The 26,153-nt window shown below is 39.7% G+C and carries 24 protein-coding genes; 11 read left to right on the top strand and 13 right to left on the bottom strand.

Going from position 1 to position 26,153, the window contains the following annotated elements:
• Positions 1-16 precede the first annotated feature (16 nt).
• The 9 genes from hemF (at position 17) to B9Y87_RS16115 (ending at position 7,178) form a co-directional block, all read left to right on the top strand.
• Positions 17-919 (top strand): oxygen-dependent coproporphyrinogen oxidase, encoded by a 903-nt coding sequence (gene hemF, locus B9Y87_RS16150; protein ID WP_085500009.1) that lies wholly within the window; start codon positions 17-19, stop codon positions 917-919.
• Between the two features lie 19 nt (positions 920-938).
• Positions 939-1,115, top strand: coding sequence for a hypothetical protein (locus tag B9Y87_RS21975; protein WP_176225649.1), 177 nt, complete (start codon positions 939-941; stop codon positions 1,113-1,115).
• A gap of 50 nt (positions 1,116-1,165) precedes the next feature.
• Entirely contained in the window at positions 1,166-1,552 is a 387-nt protein-coding gene (locus tag B9Y87_RS16145) for a YchJ family protein (RefSeq protein ID WP_085500008.1), read from the top strand.
• A gap of 75 nt (positions 1,553-1,627) precedes the next feature.
• Positions 1,628-2,602, top strand: coding sequence for a porphobilinogen synthase (gene hemB, locus B9Y87_RS16140; RefSeq protein WP_085500007.1), 975 nt, complete (start codon positions 1,628-1,630; stop codon positions 2,600-2,602).
• Between the two features lie 70 nt (positions 2,603-2,672).
• Positions 2,673-3,185, top strand: coding sequence for a DinB family protein (locus B9Y87_RS16135; RefSeq protein WP_085500006.1), 513 nt, complete (start codon positions 2,673-2,675; stop codon positions 3,183-3,185).
• Positions 3,186-3,195: 10 nt separating this feature from the next.
• Positions 3,196-4,515: a serine hydrolase domain-containing protein gene (locus B9Y87_RS16130; RefSeq protein WP_085500005.1), complete on the top strand. Its 1,320-nt coding sequence runs from the start codon at positions 3,196-3,198 to the stop codon at positions 4,513-4,515.
• Positions 4,516-4,563: 48 nt separating this feature from the next.
• Positions 4,564-5,685, top strand: coding sequence for a CNNM domain-containing protein (locus B9Y87_RS16125; protein WP_085500004.1), 1,122 nt, complete (start codon positions 4,564-4,566; stop codon positions 5,683-5,685).
• A complete protein-coding gene (locus B9Y87_RS16120; RefSeq protein ID WP_085500003.1) occupies positions 5,685-6,158 on the top strand; it encodes a methylated-DNA--[protein]-cysteine S-methyltransferase in 474 nt (157 codons plus the stop codon). The genes B9Y87_RS16125 and B9Y87_RS16120 overlap by 1 nt, the downstream gene beginning before the upstream one ends.
• A 306-nt stretch (positions 6,159-6,464) precedes the next feature.
• Complete coding sequence (locus B9Y87_RS16115) at positions 6,465-7,178, top strand: 3'-5' exonuclease (protein ID WP_085500002.1); 714 nt, start codon at positions 6,465-6,467, stop codon at positions 7,176-7,178.
• A 26-nt stretch (positions 7,179-7,204) separates the two neighbouring features.
• On the opposite strand, the gene B9Y87_RS16110 is transcribed toward B9Y87_RS16115, so the two are convergent.
• The gene (locus B9Y87_RS16110; RefSeq protein WP_085500001.1) at positions 7,205-9,409 is read right to left on the bottom strand and encodes a S8 family serine peptidase; all 2,205 of its coding nucleotides are present in this window, start codon (positions 9,407-9,409) and stop codon (positions 7,205-7,207) included.
• Between the two features lie 151 nt (positions 9,410-9,560).
• Positions 9,561-10,535 (bottom strand): endonuclease/exonuclease/phosphatase family protein, encoded by a 975-nt coding sequence (locus B9Y87_RS16105; RefSeq protein ID WP_085500000.1) that lies wholly within the window; start codon positions 10,533-10,535, stop codon positions 9,561-9,563.
• A 77-nt stretch (positions 10,536-10,612) separates the two neighbouring features.
• Between B9Y87_RS16105 and hflX the strand changes: the two genes are divergently transcribed.
• Positions 10,613-11,824: a GTPase HflX gene (gene hflX, locus B9Y87_RS16100; protein ID WP_085499999.1), complete on the top strand. Its 1,212-nt coding sequence runs from the start codon at positions 10,613-10,615 to the stop codon at positions 11,822-11,824.
• A gap of 709 nt (positions 11,825-12,533) precedes the next feature.
• On the opposite strand, the gene B9Y87_RS16095 is transcribed toward hflX, so the two are convergent.
• From B9Y87_RS16095 to B9Y87_RS16045, 11 genes are all read right to left on the bottom strand, one after another.
• A complete protein-coding gene (locus tag B9Y87_RS16095; RefSeq protein WP_085499998.1) occupies positions 12,534-13,466 on the bottom strand; it encodes a DUF3078 domain-containing protein in 933 nt (310 codons plus the stop codon).
• Between the two features lie 73 nt (positions 13,467-13,539).
• A complete protein-coding gene (locus tag B9Y87_RS16090; RefSeq protein WP_085499997.1) occupies positions 13,540-14,043 on the bottom strand; it encodes a DUF2480 family protein in 504 nt (167 codons plus the stop codon).
• 98 nt (positions 14,044-14,141) lie between these two features.
• On the bottom strand, positions 14,142-14,474 hold the full coding sequence (locus tag B9Y87_RS16085) for an SUF system Fe-S cluster assembly protein (protein WP_085499996.1): 333 nt from the start codon (positions 14,472-14,474) through the stop codon (positions 14,142-14,144).
• A gap of 61 nt (positions 14,475-14,535) precedes the next feature.
• Positions 14,536-14,958 (bottom strand): SufE family protein, encoded by a 423-nt coding sequence (locus tag B9Y87_RS16080; protein ID WP_085499995.1) that lies wholly within the window; start codon positions 14,956-14,958, stop codon positions 14,536-14,538.
• Between the two features lie 106 nt (positions 14,959-15,064).
• Positions 15,065-16,291 (bottom strand): aminotransferase class V-fold PLP-dependent enzyme, encoded by a 1,227-nt coding sequence (locus B9Y87_RS16075; protein WP_085499994.1) that lies wholly within the window; start codon positions 16,289-16,291, stop codon positions 15,065-15,067.
• A gap of 40 nt (positions 16,292-16,331) precedes the next feature.
• Positions 16,332-17,648 (bottom strand): Fe-S cluster assembly protein SufD, encoded by a 1,317-nt coding sequence (sufD, locus tag B9Y87_RS16070; protein ID WP_085499993.1) that lies wholly within the window; start codon positions 17,646-17,648, stop codon positions 16,332-16,334.
• A gap of 48 nt (positions 17,649-17,696) precedes the next feature.
• Positions 17,697-18,059 (bottom strand): four helix bundle protein, encoded by a 363-nt coding sequence (locus B9Y87_RS16065; protein WP_085499992.1) that lies wholly within the window; start codon positions 18,057-18,059, stop codon positions 17,697-17,699.
• Positions 18,060-18,119: 60 nt separating this feature from the next.
• On the bottom strand, positions 18,120-18,872 hold the full coding sequence (gene sufC, locus B9Y87_RS16060; RefSeq protein ID WP_031446219.1) for a Fe-S cluster assembly ATPase SufC: 753 nt from the start codon (positions 18,870-18,872) through the stop codon (positions 18,120-18,122).
• Between the two features lie 132 nt (positions 18,873-19,004).
• Positions 19,005-20,450 (bottom strand): Fe-S cluster assembly protein SufB, encoded by a 1,446-nt coding sequence (gene sufB / locus B9Y87_RS16055; protein WP_085499991.1) that lies wholly within the window; start codon positions 20,448-20,450, stop codon positions 19,005-19,007.
• 98 nt (positions 20,451-20,548) lie between these two features.
• Entirely contained in the window at positions 20,549-20,878 is a 330-nt protein-coding gene (locus B9Y87_RS16050; protein WP_072860040.1) for a HesB/IscA family protein, read from the bottom strand.
• Positions 20,879-21,272: 394 nt separating this feature from the next.
• Positions 21,273-24,206 carry a PA14 domain-containing protein gene (locus B9Y87_RS16045; RefSeq protein WP_139827261.1) on the bottom strand — a complete coding sequence of 978 codons (2,934 nt, stop codon included), beginning with the start codon at positions 24,204-24,206 and terminating at the stop codon, positions 21,273-21,275.
• A 309-nt stretch (positions 24,207-24,515) separates the two neighbouring features.
• Between B9Y87_RS16045 and B9Y87_RS16040 the strand changes: the two genes are divergently transcribed.
• The gene (locus B9Y87_RS16040; protein ID WP_085499989.1) at positions 24,516-25,970 is read left to right on the top strand and encodes a Gfo/Idh/MocA family protein; all 1,455 of its coding nucleotides are present in this window, start codon (positions 24,516-24,518) and stop codon (positions 25,968-25,970) included.
• Positions 25,971-26,153 lie beyond the last annotated feature (183 nt).

Raw genomic sequence — 26,153 nt, 5'->3', positions numbered from 1 at the left:
ACCGAAAACAAAAAACATGAAAGATAAATTTTACGCTTACATTCAACAACTGCAGGATACGATTACTTCCAAATTGGAGGCTTTGGACGGAACTGCAAAATTCAGGGAAGACCATTGGAAAAGGCCGGAAGGAGGGGGGGGACGATCCAGGGTCATTGAAAATGGCGCTGTTTTTGAAAAAGGAGGTGTTAACATTTCTGCAGTCCATGGTGCCCTCCCGCAAAGTATGCAAAACTATTTTGGTGTAAAGGATGCCGATTTTTTCGCCTGTGGCCTAAGCCTTGTCATCCACCCCAAAAACCCCATGGCACCCACAGTGCATGCCAACTGGCGGTATTTTGAAATGTACGATAAACAAGGAAAATTGGTGGACCAATGGTTTGGCGGTGGACAAGACCTTACTCCCTACTATCTATTTGATGAGGATGCCAAGCACTTTCATGAGGTTTGCAAAAAGGCCTGCGATAAACACAACCCAGATTTCTATTCTACCTATAAGAAGAAATGCGACGATTATTTCTGGAATACACATAGGAATGAAGCACGTGGTGTGGGGGGATTATTTTATGATTACTGCAAAGCCACCGAAAAGATGAGTATGGAAGATTGGTACAATTTTGAAACCGAAGTGGGCAATAGCTTCTTGGAAGCCTATGTGCCAATCGTTGAGAAAAGAAAGGACTTGCCCTATACCAAAGAACAGAGGGATTGGCAAGAAATCCGTCGTGGCCGTTATGTAGAGTTTAATTTGGTTCATGACAAGGGCACCTTATTTGGACTAAAGACCAATGGCAGAATAGAAAGCATCCTAATGAGCTTACCACCACATGTACAATGGGTTTATGACCATCATCCCGTTAAAGGGAGTGAAGAAGAGCGACTGTTAAAAGTACTTGCCCAACCCAAAGACTGGGTTTAACAAAGCTAAAAATATAGCTATGGGCAAAAAAGGCAAGGAAAAAAATACGGTCAACAAGGCAAAACATACCAAACTCCTTAACAGGAAAAAAAACAAACTCAAAAAAGAGAAGGAAACCCGTAAAGAGCGACTAAAGACCATCATGGCCAATCATCGGGAACAACAAAAGTCTGAGGAAGAGCAGATCAATAACTAATCTATTGTGCATAAGTCTTTAGTTAAGTTTAAATCATTAAATAAAAAACCATGGACTGTCCCTGTGGATCCCATAAATCCTACACCGATTGCTGTGAATTGGCACATATAGACCTCAAATCCGTCAGGACAGCGGAACAATTAATGCGTTCCCGATACTCTGCTTTTGTAATGGGCAATGGAAATTATTTAATGGATAGTCACCACACCTCTACCAGGCCTGTTAAGGAAAAGAAATCTATAGAAGCTTGGGCAAAATCCGTAAGTTGGATCAGATTGGAAATTTTGGATAAGGAAAAGGGAGGAATAAACGACCAAAGGGGCACCGTTACCTTTAACGCATATTTCTTTGAAAATGGCAAGGTGGATGTGATTCATGAAAAGTCGGAATTCGTAAAGGAAAACGGCCTATGGATGTATTTAGGCCTAGCAAAATAATATAAGGATTTACCAATTCAATTTATAAATTTTAGGACTTGTTCCTTTATCTTTGAATTTCAAAACAAACATAAAATGTACCCATTAAGAAGAAATAGAAGACTGCGCACCAATGAGTCCATTAGATCACTGGTCAGGGAAACCATTATCTCACCTAGCGACTTTTTAGTGCCCCTTTTTGTGGTGGAAGGCCATGGGGTTAAGGAAGAAATTGCGTCCATGCCCAATTATTACCGATATAGCTTGGATCTATTGGAAAAGGAGGTAAAAGACCTTTGGGCCATGGGGCTTAAATCCGTACTACTCTTCGTTAAGGTCCCAGACCATTTAAAGGACAATAAAGGCAAGGAAGCCGTAAATCCCAAGGGCCTAATGCAAAGGGCCATTAAAACGGTTAAAAATGCCTGTCCCGAGATGCTGGTAATGACCGACGTAGCCTTGGACCCTTATTCCTCGTATGGACATGACGGTATTGTAGAGGACGGACAGATAGTGAATGACGACACTGTGGAGGTTTTGGCCAATATGAGCGTAAGCCACGCACAAGCTGGAGCCGATTTTGTAGCGCCCAGTGATATGATGGACGGTAGAATTTTGAGCATCAGGGAAGCCTTGGAAGACGAAGGATTTATAGACACTGGAATCATGAGCTATAGTGCCAAATATGCCAGTGCATTTTACGGTCCTTTCAGGGATGCCTTGGATTCTGCTCCCGGTTTTGGTGATAAAAAAACATATCAAATGGATTATGCCAATAGGTTCGAAGCCATAAAGGAAACTGAAATGGATATTGATGAGGGCGCGGATATCGTAATGGTAAAACCAGGTCTTTGTTATTTGGATATTGTAAGGGAAATAAAAAATGAGGTGGATGTTCCGGTAGCGGTATACCAGGTTTCAGGGGAATATGCCATGGTAAAGGCCGCAGCCGAAAAAGGATGGCTGGATCACGATGCCGTAATGATGGAGCAATTGACCGCCGTTAAAAGGGCCGGTGCCAATATCATTGCCAGTTACTTTGCCAAGGATGTAGTCCGTGTATTGGGGTAAGGAAAATCATTAAAATTTCACCTAAGAGCTGCCAAAAGTTATTATTACGCTCAGCTTATGCTATAGTTAAATGAAAAATCTACTTTTTATTCTTATTTTTCTACTTATAAACCCGCTACAATCCCAAGACTTTGTGATTCCCACTTTTTTGGAAAAATGGGAGAATTCCAAATCCTATTTAGTGGCCATTGCGGAAGCCATGCCGCCAGAGAAATATGATTTTAAGCCTACCGATAGACAAAAAGGTTTTCAAGATCAACTGCTACATATTAAAAGTAATATGGATTGGTTAGGCAGTACTTATTTTGGAGGGGAGTTGAGCGGCAAGGAAAATGACAATAATTCCAAATTAACAAAAGAAGAGACCATAAAATTATTGGTCAACGCATTTGATGGGGTCAGCGCTATTTTGAAAAACCTTCCTTCCAATGCACTTTCGGAAAAGGTTGAATTCTTCGCCGGTGAAAAAACCAAACTTCAAATATTAAATCTGTTACAGGACCATGTAACCCATCACCGGGGACAATTAATTGTATATTTAAACCTTAATAATATTGAACCCCCAGAATATGTGGGCTGGTAACTGATTCGCTATGAAAAAAAGTAATTATGATGCCATTATTATACTGTTAAGTATATTTTTTAACGTACAACTATCCACCGCGCAATCACTCAATACTGAGGCACTTAGCTATGAACATCCTTCTGCTGTAGGAATGGATTCGCTGTTCATACACTCCAAGGTAGATTCCATTATGAACTTTGCCATTAAAGAGGAAGCCTTCCCGGGAGCACAGGTCTTGGTAGCCAAAAATAGCAAGATCATTTTTCATAAGGCCTATGGATTTCATACCTATGACAGTGTACAAGCTGTAAGTCTTACGGATATCTATGATTTGGCATCCGTAACCAAGATAATGGGGCCGCTACCCGCCTTGATGAAATTACATGATGAAGGAAAACTGGATTTGGATGCGCCTTTCAGTACCTTATGGCCTAAATGGAAAAACAGAAAGGATAAAAAGGAACTGACCATAAGGGAAGTCTTTGCGCATCAGGCTGGGTTGGTTCCTTATATCATTTTTCTTCAAGAGGTGATGAAGAAGAATGGTTCGGTAAAAAATCGTTTTGTAAGACATGAACCCAGTCGTAGATTCAGTACTAGAGCCTATGATAATATATATATCAAAGATAGGTTTAGGAACAAAATATACCGAAAGATCAACAGGTCTAAAGTATCGGATATTAAAAAATACAAATATTCCGGACTTACGTTTTTACTCTATCCCGAAATCATTTCACGATCAACCGGTATGGATTACGAATCCTATGTAACCCAAAACTTTTATGCTCCTATTGGGGCAACTACTATGGGATTCAATCCCAAAACCAAAAACTATCAAAATAAAATAGTGCCCACGGAAATAGACACCTTATTCCGACATGAGCTCACCAAAGACTGGGTCCATGACGAAAACGCGGCCTTAATGGGTGGGGTCTCCGGAAACGCGGGTCTGTTTGCATCGGCAACGGATTTGGCTAAAATGATGCAGATGTACATGAATTATGGTAGTTATGGTGGTAAGCGGTATTTGTCCGAAGCCACGGTAAAGGAATTTACCAAAGTACAATATCCTGAAAACGAAAATAGAAGAGGTCTAATATTCGACAAGCCCGATCTGAACAATCATGAGCTCACCCTGGCCGATTCCTATCCTGCTCCAAGTGCCAGTCCCGACAGTTTTGGACATAGTGGGTTTACAGGAACCTTTGTTTGGGCCGATCCTAAAACCCAATTGGTTTACATATTTCTATCCAACCGGGTATACCCTAGTAGGGCCCATGCCAATATTTATAAATTTAATATTCGCTCCGCGGTGCAGCAGGTGTTTTACGACTCTATAATCGATTGAGTTAAGAATTTCTTATTTTATTAGTACATTAGTATTTTATACTTTTTTATGGGGTTACTTATATTTTATGCGTTAATATCCATCCTCGTATCCTTTTTATGCTCTATTTTGGAGGCTGTATTATTGAGTGTTCCGCAAACGTTTATCAATCTAAAGAAAAAAGAAGGCAAATCCTTTGCCGAGGAGCTGGAAACCTTAAAAAAAGATGTGGACAAGCCCCTTATTGCCATTCTCACCTTAAACACCATAGCGCACACTGTTGGGGCAATTTTAGTGGGTGTGCAGGCAAAAGTGGCTTATGCCGAATTATATGGAAATACCGTAAACTCCATTTTAGGTTTGGAGTTTACAGAAGCCGCTATGGTAGGATTGGTTTCTACCATCATGACCATCCTAATATTGGTGGCATCGGAAATAATTCCCAAGACCATAGGTGCCACCTATTGGAAGCAATTAGCGCACGCCGCAACAACATCCCTAAAAATAATGGTCTGGGCCCTTCGTTGGACCGGAATTCTATGGCTATTACAACTTTTTACAAGACTGGTAGGAAAAAAAGGCGTTCATGGAAGTGTATTTAGCCGGGAAGATTTTAGCGCCATGACCGATATTGCCCACGAGGAAGGGGTATTTCAAGAATCAGAATCCACGATAATTAGAAACCTTCTTCACTTTAACGAAATTAAGGTAAAGGACATCATGACCCCAAGGGCGGTGGTAAAAATTGCCTCGGAATCCACCACCATCAAGGAATTTTATAATGCCAACCCCAAAATGCCGTTTTCTAGAATTCCCGTTTATAGCAAAAAAATGGACAACATAACCGGTTTTGTTTTAAAGGACATGATTTTGGAGGAAATAATTCAAAAAAATGGGAGCGCGCCACTGTCCAGTATTAAAAGGGAAATATTGGTAAGTAACCGGCAAACTCCGATACCCGAGTTATTTGAAACCTTTATTTCCAAAAGGGAACATATAGCCCTAGTTGTGGATGAATATGGATCCATTAGTGGGGTGGTAACTATGGAAGACATATTGGAGACCTTATTGGGCCTTGAAATAATGGACGAAAGCGATAATGTTGAGAACCTACAACATCTGGCGCGGAAAAATTGGAACGAAAGGGCCAAACGTTTAGGAATCATTCAAGGAAATAAAAACAAGGAGTAATGGAGGCCGTTTATATAAATACGCCTTTGGGTATTGCAAAAATTGAAGGTGATGAAGACGGATTAACTTCCATCACTGTGTATGATAGTGAGGAAGAACTATCAGATATTATTCCAGAATTGCTCGAAGATGCCGTATATCAGCTTCGGGAGTATTTTGAAGGTACAAGAAAGGAATTCAGCTTAACACTTAATCCAGAAGGAACAGATTTTCAAAAAAAGGTTTGGCAGGCCTTACAACAGATACCCTATGGAAAAACAATTTCCTATCTGGAACTGTCCAAAACCTTAGGGGACACCAAAGCTATTAGGGCCGTTGCCTCGGCCAATGGCCAAAATCCGTTATGGATAGTAATCCCGTGCCACAGGGTTATAGGCAGCGATGGTTCCTTAACGGGATATGCGGGCGGATTACATCGTAAAAAATGGCTTTTGGAACACGAAAGTCCCGTAAAACAACAGACCCTATTTTAATTTTCACAGACCCTTCGGTCGGTACATCATCGTTTATAGGCATATTTCTATTGCATTGCCGACTTACATCGATATATCTGTGTTCTTTATGGAAGCATCCCCAATCCGCCACGGTAATTCCAAGTTGTGTACCAACCGTGTGGTTGGTTAATACCTTCTTGTTATTCCAATCATATTTAGCACAAAGTGCTGCCAAACAATAGGTAAAATACCCTGCACAACAGTTCTAAATTTGTTTGTATATTTATAATTCACCGTATTTTATCAAAATTATAATCAACACATTTACATCATAATCAACTTTGGATGTTACATAAAATCAACTTGGAGCACATACTCTTTTTGGACATAGAAACAGTTCCTGAGGAAGAGAATTATCATATGCTGGACGACGTTAAAAAGGAACTTTGGGAGCATAAATCGCACTATCAACGAAAAGATGAGTTTACGGCCGAAGAATACTATGACAGAGCGGGAATTTGGGCCGAATTTGGAAAGATCATTACTATTTCCGTTGGTTATTTTAATTATAAAGGAAACAAACGAACGTTTAGGGTTACCTCATTTTTTGGGGAAGAGCCTAAGATCCTCAAAGATTTCAAAAATTTATTGGATACGCATTTCAATCGTCCCCACCACTTATTGTGCGGTCACAATGGCAAGGAATTCGATTTTCCCTATATCGCTAGACGCATGATCATCAACAGGGTAGAATTGCCCAACAAGTTGGATCTTTTTGGCAAAAAGCCATGGGAAATAGCACATTTGGACACTATGGAGCTGTGGAAATTTGGAGACTTCAAGCATTATACCTCACTTAAGCTTATGGCAAATATCCTAGGCATTCCCTCACCAAAAGAGGATATAGACGGTAGCATGGTTAAAACCGTTTACTATGAGGATAAGGACCTGGACCGCATTGTAAAATATTGCGAATTGGACGTGATCACAACAGCGCAGGTATTCCTACGCTTACGGAATGATGAACTATTGGATGAAAGTGATATTAAAAGAATTTAAGGTAGTTACAAGGGGTATTTTCAAGACTAGGACTTGTAAAACTTAATAGATTTTGATCCTTCCAGATCAGCTAAGGTCAGCACATACAGGCCGGTAGTCAGATCGGCAATATAAATTTGTTTTTGCTCGGCCTTCCCAGATTTCACCACAATTCCGTTTAGGGAAACTATTTTATACATGGCATCTTCGGAAACATCGCCATTAATGGTCATTGAGGTTTGTACCGGATTGGGGAAAATGGAAAACTGCACCTCCAAAGTTAAGGTTTCATACTCCATATAGTCTAAAAGTTCGGTTTCGCTTCCCTTAAAGGTAAATTCATATTCCTCACTGTATTCCGAACTTATATTTTCGGAACAAAATGTTTTCACCCTAAGGCTATAATCCATTCCCTCAACTAAATTATTTAGGCTAATAAAGTTATCGAAAGTTGTTTCCACATTCCATTCGCTACTAGCTTTCTCTTTGTATTCAATTTGAAAAAGGGCATCCGTGTTGGCTGTCCAGTTTAGCGTTACGGCAGTTTCATCGGAAGTGGTCAGCTCAATATCTTCAGGAGTAACAAGAACACAGTTGGTAAGGGCAACCCCCGTAACGATGATGGAAAAATTCTGTGGTCCTTGGTTAAGGGTATTTTTATGGGTTACCGTAATAGTATAATCCCCTTGGGCATTCTCTATGTCTATTTTTTCAAATGGATCCACCCTATTGTCTCCATTAACTGCTGGAGCATCGGCCTTGGCCGCATTAAGCTTCCAAGGTAAAAAGGTTTTACCGTCCTTGGTGATACGAATATCCAAATCATTGACCAAGGCTGCTGACATATCATTTAAAGTTCCTGAATTTACCGCTCCCGTAGCAGGATCTGTCCAAGAAATAGAGGCTGTTAATGGTTCTGTTCCATTTGCCACAACCTTGTAGGTTTTAGTTTCACCCTCTAAAAGTGTTTCTTCGGAAATAATGGAGGAAAATCCTTTGTTTGCTATGACCTCCACAGCCGATTTCGAATTAATAACTCCCCAACCCATTTTGTAATCGGGGCCCGGAGCATCAACATCGTCTGCAGTATGCAGAACCAACCCTTTTAAAGTGGCGGCCCTCATAAAACTACCTTCCATTTGTTCGTGATATTCCTGGATCAACAACATAGATCCGGTTACACCCGGAGCAGCTACCGAAGTTCCATTAGCGGTCTCATATTTGGTGTCATTGGCAATTCCAGTAGTATAAATATTGGTGCCATATGCCGCAATGTCCGGCTTAATACGGCCGTCATCAACAGGTCCGAAACTGGAATATGTAGTGACAGACGCTCTTAACAATTGCCCTTGATCATTGGTCTCAATATCTGCCGCAGCAACAGTAACTCCGTTTTTGGAAGTTGCGAATCCCAACATCAAATCAAAACCATTTGAAGCCGACCCAAAAATAGGAGACTCATTATCCTTGCTTTTTTGGGAATTTCCAGCAGCGGTCACCATTAAATAATAGGGCGCATTGTACATAATTTTGTCCCAATCCCTAGAAACTTGTATATAAGATCCAAAATACCAATCCGGCACACGGTCAGACATAATTCCGTAAGAATGGTTGGATAATAATAGGCCATTTGCTGCCATTTCAGCTGCTTCAATCTTATCCCTTCTCCAGTCATTGGAAACGGCCTTTGCCTTGTAAGCGACTCCTTTGGCCCTTTTATCCAAACCTTCCGCAACCAAAATACCTGTCACTCTAGTGGCATGGGAATCCATAATTTCACTTTCATCCAAAGTCTGTACCCTATTGCCAAATTCCTTGTGATTTGTTAGGACTGCTCCCGCATCCCAAACCCCTACCAACATATTCTCTCCGTTAATACCTAAATCCAATAAACCATTATCATGTAAGGCATTGGCCCTAGTAGCCGTATTTAGCTCTGTGCTAAAAGTACTGTAATAAAGAGGGGTTCCATCATCGCCAATAGCAGTAAGTTCGCTAAAATTTCCATCCGCCAATCTTTCCTTTAATTTCCAGCCATTGGCCTTGGCGGCCTGTAACAAGTTGTTGTTTTCTTTATCAAAATTCCTTTTTAGGTCATTGGTAAACACCCCTAATTTTGAACTGCGGTACTTATCCTTAATGATGTGGATTTGTTTCTCGGTTTGAGCAAACGAGCCATAACTAGCAAAGCAAAAAGCTATTGGAAGTAAAGTCCTGCTAATCTTTAACAAAGTAAGGTTTGCGTAAGCCATGATAAAGTTTATAGTAAGATTCGGACTACAAATATACTACAACAAGCAAATATTATCGATTAACGCACCTTTTAATTCGATGAAATGCATGGTTTTGTTGTGAACTGTCAAAAAAGCAACATGAACGGTTCACTTTATAAAAAGAATAATTCTAAATATTCAACTTAAATTGAACGTAAACAGGAAAATGATCACTAAAACCTCCCATATATCGCCTTCCTACATAGGTTCTATGAGGGTTACCTTTGTACTTTCCCTTGTATTCCGTGAGAAAAGCCTCATCAAAAATATTAGCTTCGGTAAAACTATGGGTGCCCCGTTCAAAATTAAAAAAATTATGGGACACAATAATTTGATCAAAAAGGCTCCAAGATCTATTATAATTGGCACTTCCCCGATCTGGCGACTTTAATATCTCCATGGGATTATGCAAACAACTCCTACTCATAAGGGTCTGGATACTGGCAGATGATGGACCATCATTAAAATCGCCCATTACAATATAATTGGGATTTTCAAGACTAGCTTCCAGGTTTTCCATATAGGTAATAATGGTTTTCGCTGCAGCAATACGCTTATAATCGGTTTCTACCTCCCCATTCCTTCTGGACGGCCAATGGTTTACAAAAATATGGACCTCCTCTCCATTTAGAACGCCGTTTACATATAAAATATCCCGTGTAGTATCGCGTTGGCCATTCTCATTGTGTATGATCAATGGAATAGCTTCCGATCTAATTACTTCAAAATTATCCCTATTGTAAAGCAAGGCGTTATCTATTCCCCTCTCATCCGGGGAATCATAGTGAACATAATGATAGTTGAACCCATTTAAGGGATCTGTGGACAATAAATCCTGAACCACCTTTCCATTTTCAACCTCTGCTACCCCAACCAAAACAGGAGGAAATCCTGCAGATTCCCGCCCAATTTGGCTAATGGTCTTGGCAAGTCTCGACAATTTGTTCTGATAGCGCTTTGGAGTCCATTTTTTGGATCCATTGGGGGTAAAATCATCATCCAAGGTATTGTAGTCGTTCTTAGAGTCGAATAGGTTTTCTAGATTATAGAAAGCCACCGTATGGAGAGTATTGATAGATTTTTTCTTAAAAAATGAAAATTTCATCCAAAATATTTAATCCATTGCTAAAATACGAAAAACCCTTGGCAAGTATTGATTAGATTTGTACTTTAAATAAGTATATGCTAGAGAAGAAGACCATAGAATATGAAAAGGCAGTGCTCATAGGGGTAATGAACAAGGACCAAAATGAGGAAAAGGTAAACGAATATCTAGATGAGTTGGAATTCCTTACCTATACTGCTGGAGGTGAAGTTTGTAAACGCTTTGTTCAACGAATAGATCTGCCCAACCCCAAAACCTATATTGGAAGCGGTAAAATGTTGGAAGTGGAGGCCTATGTGAAGAGCAATGATATTGGATCCGTAATATTCGATGATGAACTAACACCGGGACAACAGCGAAACATTGAAAGACAATTAAAATGTAAAATCTTGGACCGCACCAGTCTAATCCTGGATATTTTTGCCCAAAGGGCACAGACCAGTTATGCCCGTACCCAAGTAGAATTGGCCCAATACGAATATCTGCTTCCAAGACTTACCGGTCTCTGGACCCACTTGGAAAGGCAAAAGGGGGGTATTGGAATGCGTGGACCAGGTGAAACGGAGATCGAAACCGATAGACGTATTGTCCGTGATAGAATTTCGCTCTTAAAGAAAAAATTATTGAAGGTAGATAAGCAGATGGAAACCCAAAGAGGTAATCGCGGGGCACTCGTACGTGTTGCCCTTGTTGGGTATACCAACGTAGGCAAATCTACCCTGATGAACGTTATTAGTAAAAGCGACGTCTTTGCCGAAAACAAGTTATTCGCAACCTTGGACACAACGGTTAGGAAAGTGGTGATCGGCAACCTTCCCTTTTTATTGAGTGATACGGTGGGATTCATTAGAAAACTGCCCACACAATTGGTAGAAAGTTTTAAAAGTACTTTGGATGAAGTGCGCGAAGCAGACCTTTTATTGCACGTAGTTGATATTTCCCATCCCAATTTTGAAGAACATATAGATTCTGTAAACCAAATTCTTACCGAAATAAAAAGTTCGGACAAAAAAACCATTATGGTTTTTAACAAGATAGATCAATACGAACACAAGACTATTGATGACGATGATTTGGTTACAGAAAAAACAAACAAACACTTCACTATTGAAGAGTGGAAGAATACCTGGATGCGCCGTGTTGGGGATAGGGCCCTATTTATTTCGGCGCTGAACAAGGAGAACTTGGAAGAATTCAGAAAACGTGTCTATGACGAGGTTCGGGACATTCACATAACCAGATTTCCCTATAATAATTTTCTATATCCAGAACATTTGGATGAGTATTGAATTAATACCATACAGGGGCTAATTAGCGATTACCATCTTAAATAACTGGGAGGAACCGTCTAATTACGGGCTTGGAGGACAATGTTCAGGGACATTCAATAGCGGTCAAAAACATCCTTGTAAGGAATTATTTTCCTTAATGCTGCAACCAATACTGAATAAACCTATTGCCGTTCATCGAAGAAAGTATGCCTTTGGTTTTTTTCACAACATAATGGAGTGTGTTTACAACAAAAATTAAGAGGAACTACCTAATCCTTCTATCTTTACATTGTATTTAAGTGATAGTGTTTCACCCCAAATCAAACGCGAAACTTAATTCCAAGTGCTTTTTCCCCAAATCAGCACTTAACCTTAAAGTAACGCTTTATAATAATAAACCAAATTTTACTGAAAGACCTACTTAACTAAAAAATTGCCCCTCAACAGAGGGGCTTTTTTTTAATAAATTTGGACACTTAATTGGATATTATTTGTGAAAATTAATGATCCCCACCAAAACAGGGATTTACCACATAAAGTCTGCCTTTGCCAACAAAAATTTATATTCCAGGTAACTATACTATATTTTAGCGGAAGAATCGTTGGAAATTTTAACCTTTTATAGGGCTGTAAAATTATATATCACCTAACCAAAATTGACAAATCCTACTTAGCAAAAATGGCCCTTAAAGGGCCATTTTATTTTTTATAATAAGTCGATTAGTTTCTAAAAAGAATAATTTAACCCAAACAACCAATAGGTTTGTAAATCATTATCAATGGAATCGAAAGTAGGCGTGGGGTCACCCACATCAAGATTATCAATGGCATAACTTAAGGCTTCCTGCCTATTATTTCTTAGGCCAAATTCGAACCCTAGACCAATACCTTTCCACAAGGTGTATCCAAAAGAGTTGGTCCAGGTCCAGTTGGAATAATCCGCACTCTTATAACTTTGAAACATGGACAAATTAGTCTTAAAGTTTACTTTACCCAATTTCCTGGTATAGTCGGCCACTATTTTGGCACCCAGGGAAGACTCAAAAACGGTATCCTCATTACTAAAAACAAAGTTGTAGTTCAAAGGATGGATAACCACTACCAGATCCGCAATCGGGGTCCAAGTTGCTCCAACCCCTACATCCAAATAACCAGGATCATTAAAATTATCTATAATAGTAGTCCTATATTCCCCTAAGGTAGAGATAGCGAATTTATCGCTCAGCTTCTGACCATATAAAGAGGTTATGGTAAAAACATCTGTGGCCGAACGAAAGCTATCATCGTCTGTATCAATATCCTTGTCATCGATTTTTACCCATCCAAGGTTTATATTCAATGAATTTCTCCAGAAATATTTTGGTTGATTAAGATTGGCAAAAGCATTGGCGGTAACACCTATATTCCCTGCACTCGAATTTGGTGCTCCTTTGGCATACCAGTTATTAAATCCGGAAAGGCTGGCTCCAATGGTTCCAAAAGCGCCCTTTTTCCAACCAGGTATGGCATCAATTTTCCCTTGAATGGCGTCTACCCTTTTTTGAATTGCCGCAATGGAATCCTTTTTAATGGCTTTCTCCGCCTTTAATTCCTCTAGGCTTTGGGCCACAGTAATGTTCATAGCCAGCATAGCGACTATTGCTAAAACAATTTTCTTCATTATAGTTAGTGTTTTATTTATTATGCAGCAAAAATAAGGAATACAGGCCAAAAATTCGAGTTGATATGGCCTATTATTTTGTCTTGAACAGGGGTACAGAAGAACAGGCCTCCCCGTACATTACACTTTTTGCCACCGCTTGAATCTTCATGGTGGCCCACAAATACGCATTGGCCGGAACAGGTTTGTGGGAACAACCTTTGATAATGACAGGCTTGTCCGAAAATTCGGATACATCCAAATTTTCTATGATGGTCTGATAAATCGAGGATTCCAGCATTTCCAAATCCCCTATGATAATTTTCTTAGCGTATGGCTGTAATTTAGTGGAAATTAGCATATACGCCCAACCAGGTACAATGGCATCCGTAGAACAGGTTAAGGCCACAAAACAATCTTTGTATTGACTCCAATCACAATTCTCCAATTGTGCCCTAAAATCCTTTTCCCTGAGAATTAGACCTTCAAACAACCAATCCTTAATATCCAGAACCACCCTGTTTCCCTTGGGATAATAATCCTCAAGATTAAAGGTTACCAATTTACTTTGGGAGACACGATTTATAATTTCAGACATAAATTTTCAGTTTTCCAATATTGGATTAATTCCAACGAGTCCTAAAGGTTTCTTAACAATAATATATCAGCAATCCCATTAAAAATCGGAAGCCTTAACTATAGCATTCCCAGTTCCAATTTGGCCTCTTCACTCATTAATTCCTGGGTCCATGGCGGATCAAATGTAATTTCAACCTCCACATCTTTTAGTTCGTCAATGGATTTAACCTTTTCTTCCACTTCCATTGGCAGTGATTCCGCAACAGGACAATTGGGAGAGGTCAAGGTCATTAAGATCTTAACTTCATAGTCCTCATTGACGAAAACATCATAAATCAACCCTAATTCATAGATATCCACAGGTATTTCGGGGTCGTAAATTGTTTTTAGTACCCTTACTATTTTTTCGCCCAATTCCTGGGTGTCTATAGTTTCTAATTCTTCGCTCATTATTTTAAATCTTTATGGTTTGCTCAAAGGCTTTATCCAAAAATTTCCCAAGTATAGGGAATTAATTTAATTGTGTTTGGTACGCAACAGCGTACAACTTTAATTGTTTTATCATACTTACCAGACCGTTGGCCCTTGTAGGGGAAAGATGTTCCTTTAGGCCAATTTCATCAATAAAACTGGTATCTGCATCAATGATATCCTTAGGCTTTTGATTGCTAAAGGCCCTGATCAAAATAGCAATGATACCTTTGGTGATGATGGCATCACTATCGGCGGTAAAAACCAACTTATCGCCTTCCAATTCAGCATGGACCCATACCTTGCTCTGACAACCCTTGATTATATTATCCTCTGTCTTATATTCCTCCTTAATGATCGGAAGGGATTTTCCGAGCTCTATCATATATTCATAGCGCTGCATCCAATCCTCAAACATAGAAAACTCATCTACGATTTCTTCCTGTATTTCCTTTATACTCATATCTATATTTTGTACCCATTGTACAATGACAACAATTCACAACAAAAATACAACAAGTAATTGTGCTTATCAACAATTTAAAAGATTGAAAACGAACCTTATGAAGTTAAGAAAGCATTGATTTTGCCCTCTTTACGCTGGCCACCAATATATCCACTTCTTCCTTAGTATTATAAAAACTAAAACTCGCCCTTACCGTACCAGGTATTTTGTAAAAATCCATGATAGGCTGTGCACAGTGATGCCCAGTCCTTACGGCTACCCCCAACTTATCCAATATACTTCCAATATCATAAGGGTGCAGCCCTTCTATATTAAACGATATAACGGCGGTCTTTTCCTTTAATTCCCCGTAAATTTTTAATCCGTCTATTGCCAAAAGTTCTTTGGTTGCATATTCCAATAGTTCGTGCTCATATTGGGCAATGGCATCAAATCCGATGGCATTCATATAATCCAAAGCCGCTCCAAAGGCAATACCACCACAAATATTGGGAGTTCCTGCTTCAAACTTATGTGGAAGATCAGCATAGGTAGTTTTTTCAAAAGTTACTTCCGCAATCATTTCGCCCCCGCCTTGGTAAGGTGGTAATTTGTTTAACCATTCCTCCTTTCCATAAAGCATGCCCACTCCAGTGGGACCACACATTTTATGGGCGGAAACCACGTAAAAATCCACATCCAATTTTTGTACATCGGCCTTGAGGTGAGGAGCTGCCTGCGCACCATCTACCAAGACCGCAGCGCCCAATTTATGGGCAGCCTCTATAATTTCCTCTATGGGATTAATGGTTCCCAAAGCGTTGGAAACATGATTACAAAAAACCAATTTTGTACGCTGGGATAGTAATTTATGGTATTCCTCCATAATCAATTTACCATCCAAACCCATTGGAATCACTTTTAAAACAGCCCCGGTACGTTCACAGAGCATTTGCCAAGGCACAATATTGGAATGGTGTTCCAAGGCGGAAACAATAATCTCATCCCCATTTTTTAAAAAAGAGGCAAAACCATTGGCCACCAAATTTATACCATGGGTCGTTCCTGAAGTAAAAATAATTTCTTGGGGCTTGGCAGCATTAAAATGCTTCTGTATTTTCTGCCTAGCCTGTTCGTAAATGTCCGTTGCCTCTTGTGAAAGGGTATGTACCCCTCTGTGGATATTGGCATTGTACCTGCTGTAATAATCCACAATAGTATCTATTACCTTTTGCGGTGTCTGGGAGGTTGCGGCATTATCCAAATACACCAAGGGATACCCATTGACTTTTCTATTTAGTATTGGAAAGTCTTTTCGTATACTTAATATATCTAGAACAGTTTGTATCATGATAAAAATTCAATGATGGGAATAGAATTGAACACGGACTTTATAGGTCGAATCCTAAACGAACCCCCAATTTATTGGCAATAAGCTTATTGATCCTCACTTTTAGTTCCGGAATCCGTACACTTTCCAAAACGTTGTTAGCAAAAGCGTACATCAACAATGCCCTCGCTTCCTTTTTTGGAATCCCTCGCGATTGAAGGTAAAATAAGGCCTCCTCATCCAATTGTCCAATGGTACAACCATGGGAACATTTTACATCATCTGCAAAAATCTCCAACTGTGGTTTTGTGTTAATCGTAGCCTTATCACTAACCAAAATATTATTGTTCTGCTGAAATGCATTGGTCTTTTGGGCAATTTTGTCCACAATAATCTTCCCGTTGAAAACACCGGTGGCATTTTCTCCATAAATGCCCTTATAATCTTGGTGGCTTTCACAGTTGGGTTGTATATGGTGCACCAAAGTATGGTGATCCACATGCTGCTTTTCCTCTATAATGGTAACCCCCTTCATGGTAGAATCTATACGTTCCCCATTTTGGTAGAAATTGAGATTGTTACGGGTTAATTTACCCCCAAAAGAAAAGGTATGAACCTTTACAACACTTCCGTCCTTCTGATCTATATAAGTATTATCTATTAGAGAGGCAGTTGTTAAATCGTTCTGCACCTTATAATAATCCACATTGGCATTCTTGGCCGCAAAAATCTCGGTTACCGAGTTGGTAAACACCTCATTAGCCGTAAGGCTCTGATGGCGCTCTATAATCTGCATCTCGGCATTTTCCTCTGCGATGATCAAATTTCTGGGCTGCAATAATAGCGCTGCTTCATTACCAGTGGAAAAATGAACAATCTCTATAGGCTTTTTCGGAATCTTATTTTTGGGAATATAAATATAAGCCCCTTCCCTGCTAAAAGCAGTATTTAATGAGGTCATAGAATCAACCTTCGATGCAATTTTATTGAAATAGACATCTATTATCTGCTTGTACATAGGTTTGTTCAAGGCAGAGCTCATTAAACACACATCTACACCATCATGGGTAGTCTCGGACAGAAAGGAACTATACACCCCGTCCACAAAAACAATCTTGAAGGTGTCTATTTCATGAAGAAAATATTTTTTTACATCCCTATATTCCAACATGCTCTCCTTTTTCGGAAAGATGCTGAAATCTATTTTCTGTAGTGTATTTAAGGAAGTATATTTCCAAGCCTCCTCCTTTTTGGAAGGAAACCCCTTTGTCTCAAAATTCTTTATGGCCTCCGATCGTATATCGTGTACCGGATGATCTACATCCACACTATTTTCAAAAGCCAAGAATGAGGAAACTAATTTTTCTTTTAAATCCATTTTCACAAGTTGTAATGTCTAAATGTTAAACGTTATAAAGTGCCTTGTTTACTTATCCAGATACTTTATAAACCCACTTAACATTTTAGATATGTTTTCAATTTTTTCCTTTAATAAAATAAACTCCTTCTCCTCCAAATACCCCAAATCCATTGCTAAATACAATTGTGATCTCACCTCTCCCGCAGAGGCCTTTGAAATGTACAGGAAGTGAATAAATTCCTTATTTGTATTTCTTTCAAACCCTTCCGCAATATTGGAACTTATTGATACTGAAGCTCTCCTAATCTGTCTCTTTAAATCAAAATCCTTTTCAAATTCACCCTTATTCGTCAAGCCATAAATTACCTTGTTGAAATCTCTACTCTCTTTCCAAGCATTTATTTCCTCAAACGAATTTATCTTGGCCATTTCAATTCTATAAGTAGAACGCAATTTTGACTTTCAAACTTTCAACATTGAACCTTATAACTATATCACAGTTTCCTGTTTCAACCAATCGTACCCTTTTTCTTCCAATTCCAAAGCAAGGTCCTTGTTCCCCGATTTTACGATTTTTCCGTTGTGCAATACATGCACAAAATCAGGTACAATGTATTCCAATAAACGCTGGTAGTGGGTAATAACTATAACCGCGTTATCCTTACTCTTTAATTTATTTACCCCATTGGCCACGATACGCAAGGCATCAATATCCAAACCGGAATCCGTTTCATCCAAAATAGCTAATTTGGGTTCCAACATGGCCATTTGAAAAATCTCGTTACGCTTTTTCTCTCCTCCTGAAAAGCCTTCATTTAAAGAGCGCGACAAAAATTTTCTGTCAATTTCCAACAATTCCGATTTCTCACGAATCAATTTCAACATATCCTTGGCTGGCATATCTTCCAATCCCTTGGCCTTTCTGGATTCATTGATAGCTGTTTTCATGAAATTGGTGACCGAAACACCTGGTATTTCAACAGGATACTGAAAAGATAGAAATACTCCCTTATGTGCCCTGTCCTCTGGTGATGTGTCTTCCAGATTTTCTCCCTCCAAAAACACCTCTCCTTCGGTAACCTCAAATTCTTCCTTCCCGGCAATTACGGCCGCCAAGGTGCTTTTCCCTGAACCGTTCGGTCCCATAATGGCATGTACTTCCCCTGCATTTACCGTTAGGTTTATTCCCTTTAATATCTCCTTATCCTCTACTCTAGCGTGTAAGTTGTTAATTTTCAGCATTGTTCTTAATTCTAATTATTTAAAATAATTGGGCGCCTTCGGCATTTTATTATAATCTTCTTTTTATGTGTAAAGAAATAGTAGTGTTCTCCCTATGTCTAAAGATCCCACTTATCTATTACGGGATTTCTGTTATCCTACAGAACCTTCCAAACTTATTTCCAATAGTTTCTGGGCTTCCACCGCAAATTCCATTGGTAATTTATTGAGTACTTCCTTACTAAAACCATTTACGATCAAGGCAATTGCCTTTTCCGTATCTATTCCCCGTTGATTGCAATAGAATATCTGGTCCTCCCCTATCTTACTGGTTGTGGCCTCATGTTCTATTTGTGCGGACTTGTTCTTTACTTCTATATATGGGAATGTATGTGCCCCACATTCGTTACCCATAAGCAAGGAATCACATTGGGAAAAGTTCCGGGCATTATCCGCCCTACTGTTCACCTGTACCAAACCTCGGTAACTGTTTTGGGACTTCCCGGCCGAGATACCCTTGGAAATAATAGTACTCTTGGTATTTTTTCCTAGGTGGATCATTTTGGTACCGGTATCCGCCTGTTGATAATTATTGGTTACGGCTATGGAATAGAATTCCCCAATGGAATTGTCCCCTTTAAGTATACATGATGGATATTTCCAAGTAACTGCAGAACCGGTTTCTACCTGTGTCCATGATATTTTTGCATTCTTTTCGCACAATCCCCTTTTGGTTACAAAATTGTAAACACCACCTTGACCTTCCTTATTTCCCGGGAACCAGTTTTGCACTGTGGAATACTTTATTTCGGCATCGTCCAATGCGATCAATTCTACCACTGCGGCATGCAATTGATTTTCATCTCGAGAAGGGGCGGTACAGCCTTCCAAATAACTTACATAACTGCCTTGATCGGCAATTACAAGAGTTCTTTCGAATTGTCCTGTTCCAGCCTGATTGATTCTAAAATAAGTGGAAAGTTCCATAGGGCACCGAACGCCTTTTGGGATATAACAGAAAGACCCATCGGAAAAAACCGCAGAGTTCAAAGCTGCATAAAAATTGTCCTTTTGCGGAACTACAGAACCTATATATTTTTTGACCAGTTCAGGGTGCTCCTTAATGGCCTCTGAAATGGAGCAAAATATAATTCCCTTTTCGGCAAGCGTCTTTTTAAATGTGGTGGCAACCGATACAGAATCCATTACGATATCTACGGCCACCCCGGCCAACTTCTTTTGTTCGTCCAAAGAAATACCCAATTTTTTGAAGGTGTCCAGTAATTCCGGATCTACCTCGTCCAAACTATCGTACTTCGGTTTCTTATTTGGTGCGGAATAATAGGAAATGGCCTGAAAATCAGGTTTCTTATATTTAACATTTGCCCATTCGGGCTCTACCATTTCCTTCCAAATCTTAAAGGATTCCAATCGCCATAAGGTCATCCATTCGGGTTCTTCCTTCTTTTTGGAAATAGCGATTACTATTTCCTCGTTTAGACCATTGGGAAAGGTATCCGATTCTATATCCGTGTAGAAACCATATTCATACTCTTTGGTCTCCAGTTCTTTCTTTAATTCTTCCTCTGTATATGCCATTCTTCCTAATTTAACAATTGTTCAATGTAACAATTGGTTAATTACTTACATCCCTTATGTACACATGGGTACATATAAAATTTTACATCATTGTTACATTAAAGAGAGAAGCTCTCTCCACATCCGCAGGTCCTTTGGGCATTGGGATTATTAAAAACAAATCCTTTGCCATTGAGTCCCCCGGAATATTCCAGCACCGTACCAACCAGATAAAGAAAACTTTTTTTATCCACTACAATACGCACTGCGTTATCCTCAAAAATTTTATCGGTTTCCGTGGTCTTATTATCAAAATTAAGCTCATAGGACAATCCACTGCAACCTCCGCTTTTAACACCTACCCGCACGTAATCCTTGCTGGCATCAAAGCCTCCTTCGGCCATTAGGGCCATAACCCTCTGCTTAGCTGTTTCAGATACTTTAATCATTCTTAATTGGATTTAATCTAAATAGTTTACAAATATAGTACATAAGTAGGGTTTTACCATATTTCCTAACATTAATATAACGAATAGCCAAATCAAAATTTCTTATGGCCGATAGAATAATTACAGGAGACTTTTTATTTCAGGTAAAACGTTCCGGGTAACATGTCGGGAATTTTTATTGGAAACTATGGTCCTTAACCCATTATCACGGCCCAAGTTGCGTGATTCCCCATAAAAAAAATGTGCAATTTTAACCCTTATGGAAACTATTTATTATCTATTGAAGATTATTTTTTGACCTCCGTTAAAGACCCATAGACCCCATTCTGTAAAGACTAACCCAGATTGCTCCTTCTATAGGCACCAAATCCCTAGGCTCCTTAGCCCCTAAATTTTATGGGTTTATATTTCCAGGGCTATCCAAAGGCTTTTTGGTCATGGTGTACCAAGCTTCCGTTGACCACAGCGACCGGTTCTTTTCGTCTTTAAGGGGCTTTGTAATATGTATATAAACCACCCTGTTTTCTTCTATGCCATCAATCTCCAAAAATATCTTTTTCCTATCCCCGGCAAGCTGAATGGATTTGATTTTGAGCCTTTCCAATCCCAATTTTGGTCCACCGTAGTCCTCCGTTGCTTCATAATAAAATTGATCCACCTCAAAAGCATCAATATCCACCAATGCATCATTGGCTATGGGTTCCGTAAACTCAATTTCCATACCATTGCCTTTGGCCCTGACCGCCAACATTTCAAAAGTGGATTTTTCATTGTACTTAAAACGATGTAGGGCATACCAAAGTCGCCCCTCATGCCTCCAATTTCCACCAGAGCCCACTCCGCCGGCATACAGATTGCCATCGGGTCCCCAGACCGTCCTGTTGATCCCGGCGTCCAATCCCTGAATAAAACGAAAAACAGCACCCTGTTTTACACCGTCAACCTCATCAATAAATACCCTTTTAATGCCTCCGTGGGTAACATCCCCGTGGATCATTTGATCCTTATACGGTCCGATATTCAAAATGGCAGGTTGACTAGGGGAATTGCTAATTTCGCCATGTGGAAGCCAAACCAGTGGAGGATCTTCCTTATAATCCTTTACCCGCTCCCAATCTGCATGTTTAAAACCATAAAATTTACCCTTTTCCACCCGTACAATCTTACTTGTGGGTATCCAATTACCCTGGTTGTCCGCCACATAAAGGGCACTATCGGGTCCTTCTGCAATACCATTGGGGGTTCTAAACCCTTCGGCTATCACTTCCACTTCACTTCCGTCCTTACTTATTCTTACTACCTTTCCCCTATCCTTTACTTCTTTAAATTCCGAACCTAGGTCCGTTGCCAATGTAGCATAAAAACTACCCTCTTTATAGACCAATCCAAAGGCAAATTCATGATAATGAGAGGTAACGTTCCAGGAATCACATACTTTTTGGTATTCGTCTATTATCTCATCACCATCGGTATCTATCAACTTGGTAAGTTCCTGTTTTTGCAGAACATATAGTTCCCCATCTACCATTTTAATGCCCAAAGGCTCGGCCAAACCTTTGGCTATTTGCTTAACTTCAATAGATTCAGGGTCTTCCGTATTGTAATTTTTCAAAATATACACGGAGCCGGAGGCATCCCAGGTACAGATGACCATTTTCTCCTTATCGATAAAATCTATACCTCCTATCCGTGGATGAAATTCCGAGGGTTTGGCCTGAAACATGTCGAATGAGGGGTGCACTGCATTCAAAGGCATTTGGTCTCCGGGAACAGTACTGGCTCTTTTTGAAACATAGGGCAATAATTTCCGAAAAGCACTGGCTTCGTGATAAAATACGGAATCCGGGACCACCGTAAACTGCTCCCCATCATCTGACCATTGCAGCGAAAGTCCATAACCTCCGCCACCTTGCTGAAATTGTAGCAAGAATTCGTTCCATCCCTTTTCCAAAATTGCCTTAGCGTTTACGGCCTCAGCACCATGATCACCTCTGTTATCAATTATTTCTGAACCATTAAGCTTTAATACCGAACCATCATCACTTATAAGCCTAAAGGTTTTATGAATCCTTTCATCAGATTTTATAAACCCTTTAAACTCCATATAGAAATGTTCATTAATTTCTCCCAGCACCCCTGAAGTTGGTAAATGAATCGCTGGTGCTACCCCATTTAAAATGGGCATGGTACTCTTGGTAAGGTCTTCATACAGATCCCCACTGTCATTTACCAAGTATAAACTTACTGCCGCCCCGGCCTGTTTTACATTTTTATTGGCACCCCTTCTATCTTCGTTATCCAAGTCAAAAATGATATCGGGCGTGTTCAAGGCAATATCCACCACCCTTTCTTCAGGTTCGGGCTCACCATCCAATGATAAAATATAATAGGCCATATTCTGTGCTTCGGACCTAGATATATCAGGATGGGCAGACATGGCCGTTGTGCCCCAATTACCAGTTCCGCCAAGTCTAACTTTATCCGCCAGGGCATCAACAGATGCCCAATTAAAAGGATATCTCTTGGCAATGGAATCATATGCAGGTCCTACCAAGTTTTCTTTTTGGAGATGACAGGCACTACAATCGCTACCCTCCACTATTTTTCTGCCAACCGAGATCATTCCCAGGTCATCTACTGCTGCTGGTGTCCAATCTTCAGGTACAGGATTAAAATACGTCTTTACCACGGTATTTTTGGAAAGTAGCAATCCATTGTAATCTTCCTCCCTTTCTCCCCCTTTCAGGACCTCTTTATACACCAATTCATTGTCTGTGTTATAAAGCAAAAGCGGTACCAGATCATTGGAAGTACCTTCAAATACCGTAAAGCTCCTTACCAATCCCGAACGACCTTCTTCTAAGTCGTACTCCGGAATTTCACGAATCTTTACCGACTTCCCCGCTTTAGATATCAATTCAATGTTTATTCCAACTTGACCATTAATAAGGGAATAACCCAAATAATTGATTTCTGGAATTTCCACCCCATCAGGGCCTTTTATCCGCCATTGTGTTTGTTGGGAATCATCCTGCACATAGGGAAAACCAAAACTTGTGGGTTGAATACCGTGTGCGGTGGTGTAAACGGCGCCCTCATAATTAACCCCTCCTTTCCAAACTTTGTATAAATTCCCGGACTGCAGGTTGTAACAGGTATACAAATCCTTGTTCAAGGCCACTGTCAACATTCGTGGCTGTTTATCCATGACCGATCTAAACACCCACGTGTCAACGGGTCGATCATAGTCCACCTTATGCTCACATGAAAAATTAAGAACTGTCAGAAATAAGATAATAGGCAGGCGGGGGAAAATAGTGTTTTTCATTTCTATTCTATAAATACTTTAAGTATAATAAAAATACAAGATATAATAAGTTTGCCAAATAGAAGGTATTTGCTTAAACGATTAAAATTTGAAGTAAATTTATGCTATAAAATACATTTCCAATCCATATTTTTACGGTTAAACTACTATTTAAACCTATTTGGAATCCTACTCGGAGAAACTGCTACAAGGCAATAATTGATAAATTAACAAAATATATAGAATTTTATTAAAACATCTTTATGTAGATTACAGAAAATTAATTTAAATTCAAATCCATTTTAAAAAAATAGAAAACTTTCAAAAATTATGTCCAAAAAAAAGACCGCATTTAGTAACAATTCGAGAAGAGATTTTATTAAAGGTACCGGCTTGGCAACTGCCGGATTTATGATCGTCCCAAGACACGTTTTGGGTGGTCCGGGTTATGTTGCCCCAAGTGACAAACTAAATATTGCTGGCATTGGTGCTGGTGGTAAAGGTAGAAGTGACATTGCATCTTTTGCAGAAAGTCCCAATGTTAATATTGTTGGACTTTGCGATGTGGATGACAGACAGTCTGTTGAGTCCAGAAAATCGTTCCCAAAGGCAAAATACTATGCCGATTTTAGGAAAATGTTGGAAAATGAAAAGGATAATATTGATGCCGTATCGGTATCTACTCCAGATCACAACCATGCCGTTGCCGCTTATATGGCCATGTCCATGGGCAAGCATGTCTACGTTCAAAAACCTTTGACACACGATATTTGGGAAGCTAGAATGCTTACCGAAGCAGCAAAAAAATTCAAAGTGGTTACCCAAATGGGCAATCAAGGTGGATCTGGTGATGGAGTCCGTAAAATGAAAGAACTCTATGATACAGGTATTATAGGCGATGTCCACACGGTGAAATGTTGGACCAACAGGGCCATATGGCCACAAGCCTTGCAAACACCAACTAAAAAAGACAAAATTCCAAAAGGCTTAAACTGGGACCTTTGGTTGGGAACTGCTGAAATGCGCGATTATAACGATGCCTATCTTCCTTTTGATTGGAGGGGCTGGTCCGATTTTGGAACAGGGGCATTAGGTGATATGGCCTGCCATATTATGGATCCGGTTTACAGAATTCTTCCTATATTATATCCTAACCAAGTGGAATGTAGTGTTTCCGATTCCTTTAAAGGAAAATTTGAAACAGCTGATTATCCTAAGAGTTTCCCCAATTCCAGTAAAATACATCTGAGCTATCCAAGAACCGATGGCAAAGGCACTGTAAAAGTTACTTGGATGGACGGCGGACTTCTACCGGAAAGACCAGAGGAAATGGGCGATGACGAGGCTTTGGGCAACTGGGATGGTGGCGTACTGTTTATTGGTACCAAGGGTAAATTATTGGCAGACTGTTATGGTGCAAACCCAAGGTTGCTACCATTGTCTTTAAACGAGCAATTCGAAGTTGAAGAAACCATTGCCAGAGTACCGGAAGGCCACTACCTACAATGGGTAAATGCCTGTATTGCCGGTTATGGCAATGCCGAAACCAGTTCTTCATTTGATTATGCCGGTCCGTTTACCGAAAGTATCCTTATAGGCAACTTGGCCTTAAAGGCTTATTTTGAAGTAGACCCCAATGCCGATCAAACCAGCTTCTGGGGAGGCTCAAAATACAACGGAAGAAAACGTTTGTTATGGGATGCCGAAAATATGAGGGTTACCAATTTTGAAGCTGCAAACAAATACGTAAAACGTAATTACAGGGCAGGATATTCTTTGGGATAGATAAATTATTAGCTATTAATTTAAAACGCCGGACTATTTAAGTATACATTTGCATGCTTAATTGGGTCCGGCTTTTTAATTGAAATGGCTTAACACAGGATAAAACTAACTCTATAACTTGCCTCTGGAACTCCCATTTATCTGAATACTTGTTTTACCTTTTACCGAATTGCCTAAAATGGC

This window comes from Arenibacter troitsensis (assembly GCF_900177645.1).
Classification (GTDB): Bacteria; Bacteroidota; Bacteroidia; order Flavobacteriales; family Flavobacteriaceae; genus Arenibacter; species Arenibacter troitsensis.
This window is presented reverse-complemented; position numbering and strand designations above follow the sequence as displayed.

Coding starts and splice junctions, on each gene's coding strand:
- B9Y87_RS16105 (WP_085500000.1), bottom strand. CDS start 10,535: ATGAAATTTTCATTTTTTAAGAAAAAATCTATCAATACTCTCCATACG.
- hflX (WP_085499999.1), top strand. CDS start 10,613: ATGCTAGAGAAGAAGACCATAGAATATGAAAAGGCAGTGCTCATAGGG.
- B9Y87_RS16040 (WP_085499989.1), top strand. CDS start 24,516: ATGTCCAAAAAAAAGACCGCATTTAGTAACAATTCGAGAAGAGATTTT.
- B9Y87_RS21975 (WP_176225649.1), top strand. CDS start 939: ATGGGCAAAAAAGGCAAGGAAAAAAATACGGTCAACAAGGCAAAACAT.
- sufD (WP_085499993.1), bottom strand. CDS start 17,648: ATGGATTTAAAAGAAAAATTAGTTTCCTCATTCTTGGCTTTTGAAAAT.
- hemB (WP_085500007.1), top strand. CDS start 1,628: ATGTACCCATTAAGAAGAAATAGAAGACTGCGCACCAATGAGTCCATT.
- B9Y87_RS16120 (WP_085500003.1), top strand. CDS start 5,685: ATGGAGGCCGTTTATATAAATACGCCTTTGGGTATTGCAAAAATTGAA.
- B9Y87_RS16085 (WP_085499996.1), bottom strand. CDS start 14,474: ATGAGCGAAGAATTAGAAACTATAGACACCCAGGAATTGGGCGAAAAA.
- B9Y87_RS16145 (WP_085500008.1), top strand. CDS start 1,166: ATGGACTGTCCCTGTGGATCCCATAAATCCTACACCGATTGCTGTGAA.
- B9Y87_RS16075 (WP_085499994.1), bottom strand. CDS start 16,291: ATGATACAAACTGTTCTAGATATATTAAGTATACGAAAAGACTTTCCA.
- B9Y87_RS16115 (WP_085500002.1), top strand. CDS start 6,465: ATGTTACATAAAATCAACTTGGAGCACATACTCTTTTTGGACATAGAA.
- B9Y87_RS16135 (WP_085500006.1), top strand. CDS start 2,673: ATGAAAAATCTACTTTTTATTCTTATTTTTCTACTTATAAACCCGCTA.
- B9Y87_RS16130 (WP_085500005.1), top strand. CDS start 3,196: ATGAAAAAAAGTAATTATGATGCCATTATTATACTGTTAAGTATATTT.
- sufC (WP_031446219.1), bottom strand. CDS start 18,872: ATGCTGAAAATTAACAACTTACACGCTAGAGTAGAGGATAAGGAGATA.
- B9Y87_RS16065 (WP_085499992.1), bottom strand. CDS start 18,059: ATGGCCAAGATAAATTCGTTTGAGGAAATAAATGCTTGGAAAGAGAGT.
- B9Y87_RS16090 (WP_085499997.1), bottom strand. CDS start 14,043: ATGTCTGAAATTATAAATCGTGTCTCCCAAAGTAAATTGGTAACCTTT.
- hemF (WP_085500009.1), top strand. CDS start 17: ATGAAAGATAAATTTTACGCTTACATTCAACAACTGCAGGATACGATT.
- sufB (WP_085499991.1), bottom strand. CDS start 20,450: ATGGCATATACAGAGGAAGAATTAAAGAAAGAACTGGAGACCAAAGAG.
- B9Y87_RS16125 (WP_085500004.1), top strand. CDS start 4,564: ATGGGGTTACTTATATTTTATGCGTTAATATCCATCCTCGTATCCTTT.
- B9Y87_RS16110 (WP_085500001.1), bottom strand. CDS start 9,409: ATGGCTTACGCAAACCTTACTTTGTTAAAGATTAGCAGGACTTTACTT.
- B9Y87_RS16045 (WP_139827261.1), bottom strand. CDS start 24,206: ATGAAAAACACTATTTTCCCCCGCCTGCCTATTATCTTATTTCTGACA.
- B9Y87_RS16080 (WP_085499995.1), bottom strand. CDS start 14,958: ATGAGTATAAAGGAAATACAGGAAGAAATCGTAGATGAGTTTTCTATG.
- B9Y87_RS16050 (WP_072860040.1), bottom strand. CDS start 20,878: ATGATTAAAGTATCTGAAACAGCTAAGCAGAGGGTTATGGCCCTAATG.
- B9Y87_RS16095 (WP_085499998.1), bottom strand. CDS start 13,466: ATGAAGAAAATTGTTTTAGCAATAGTCGCTATGCTGGCTATGAACATT.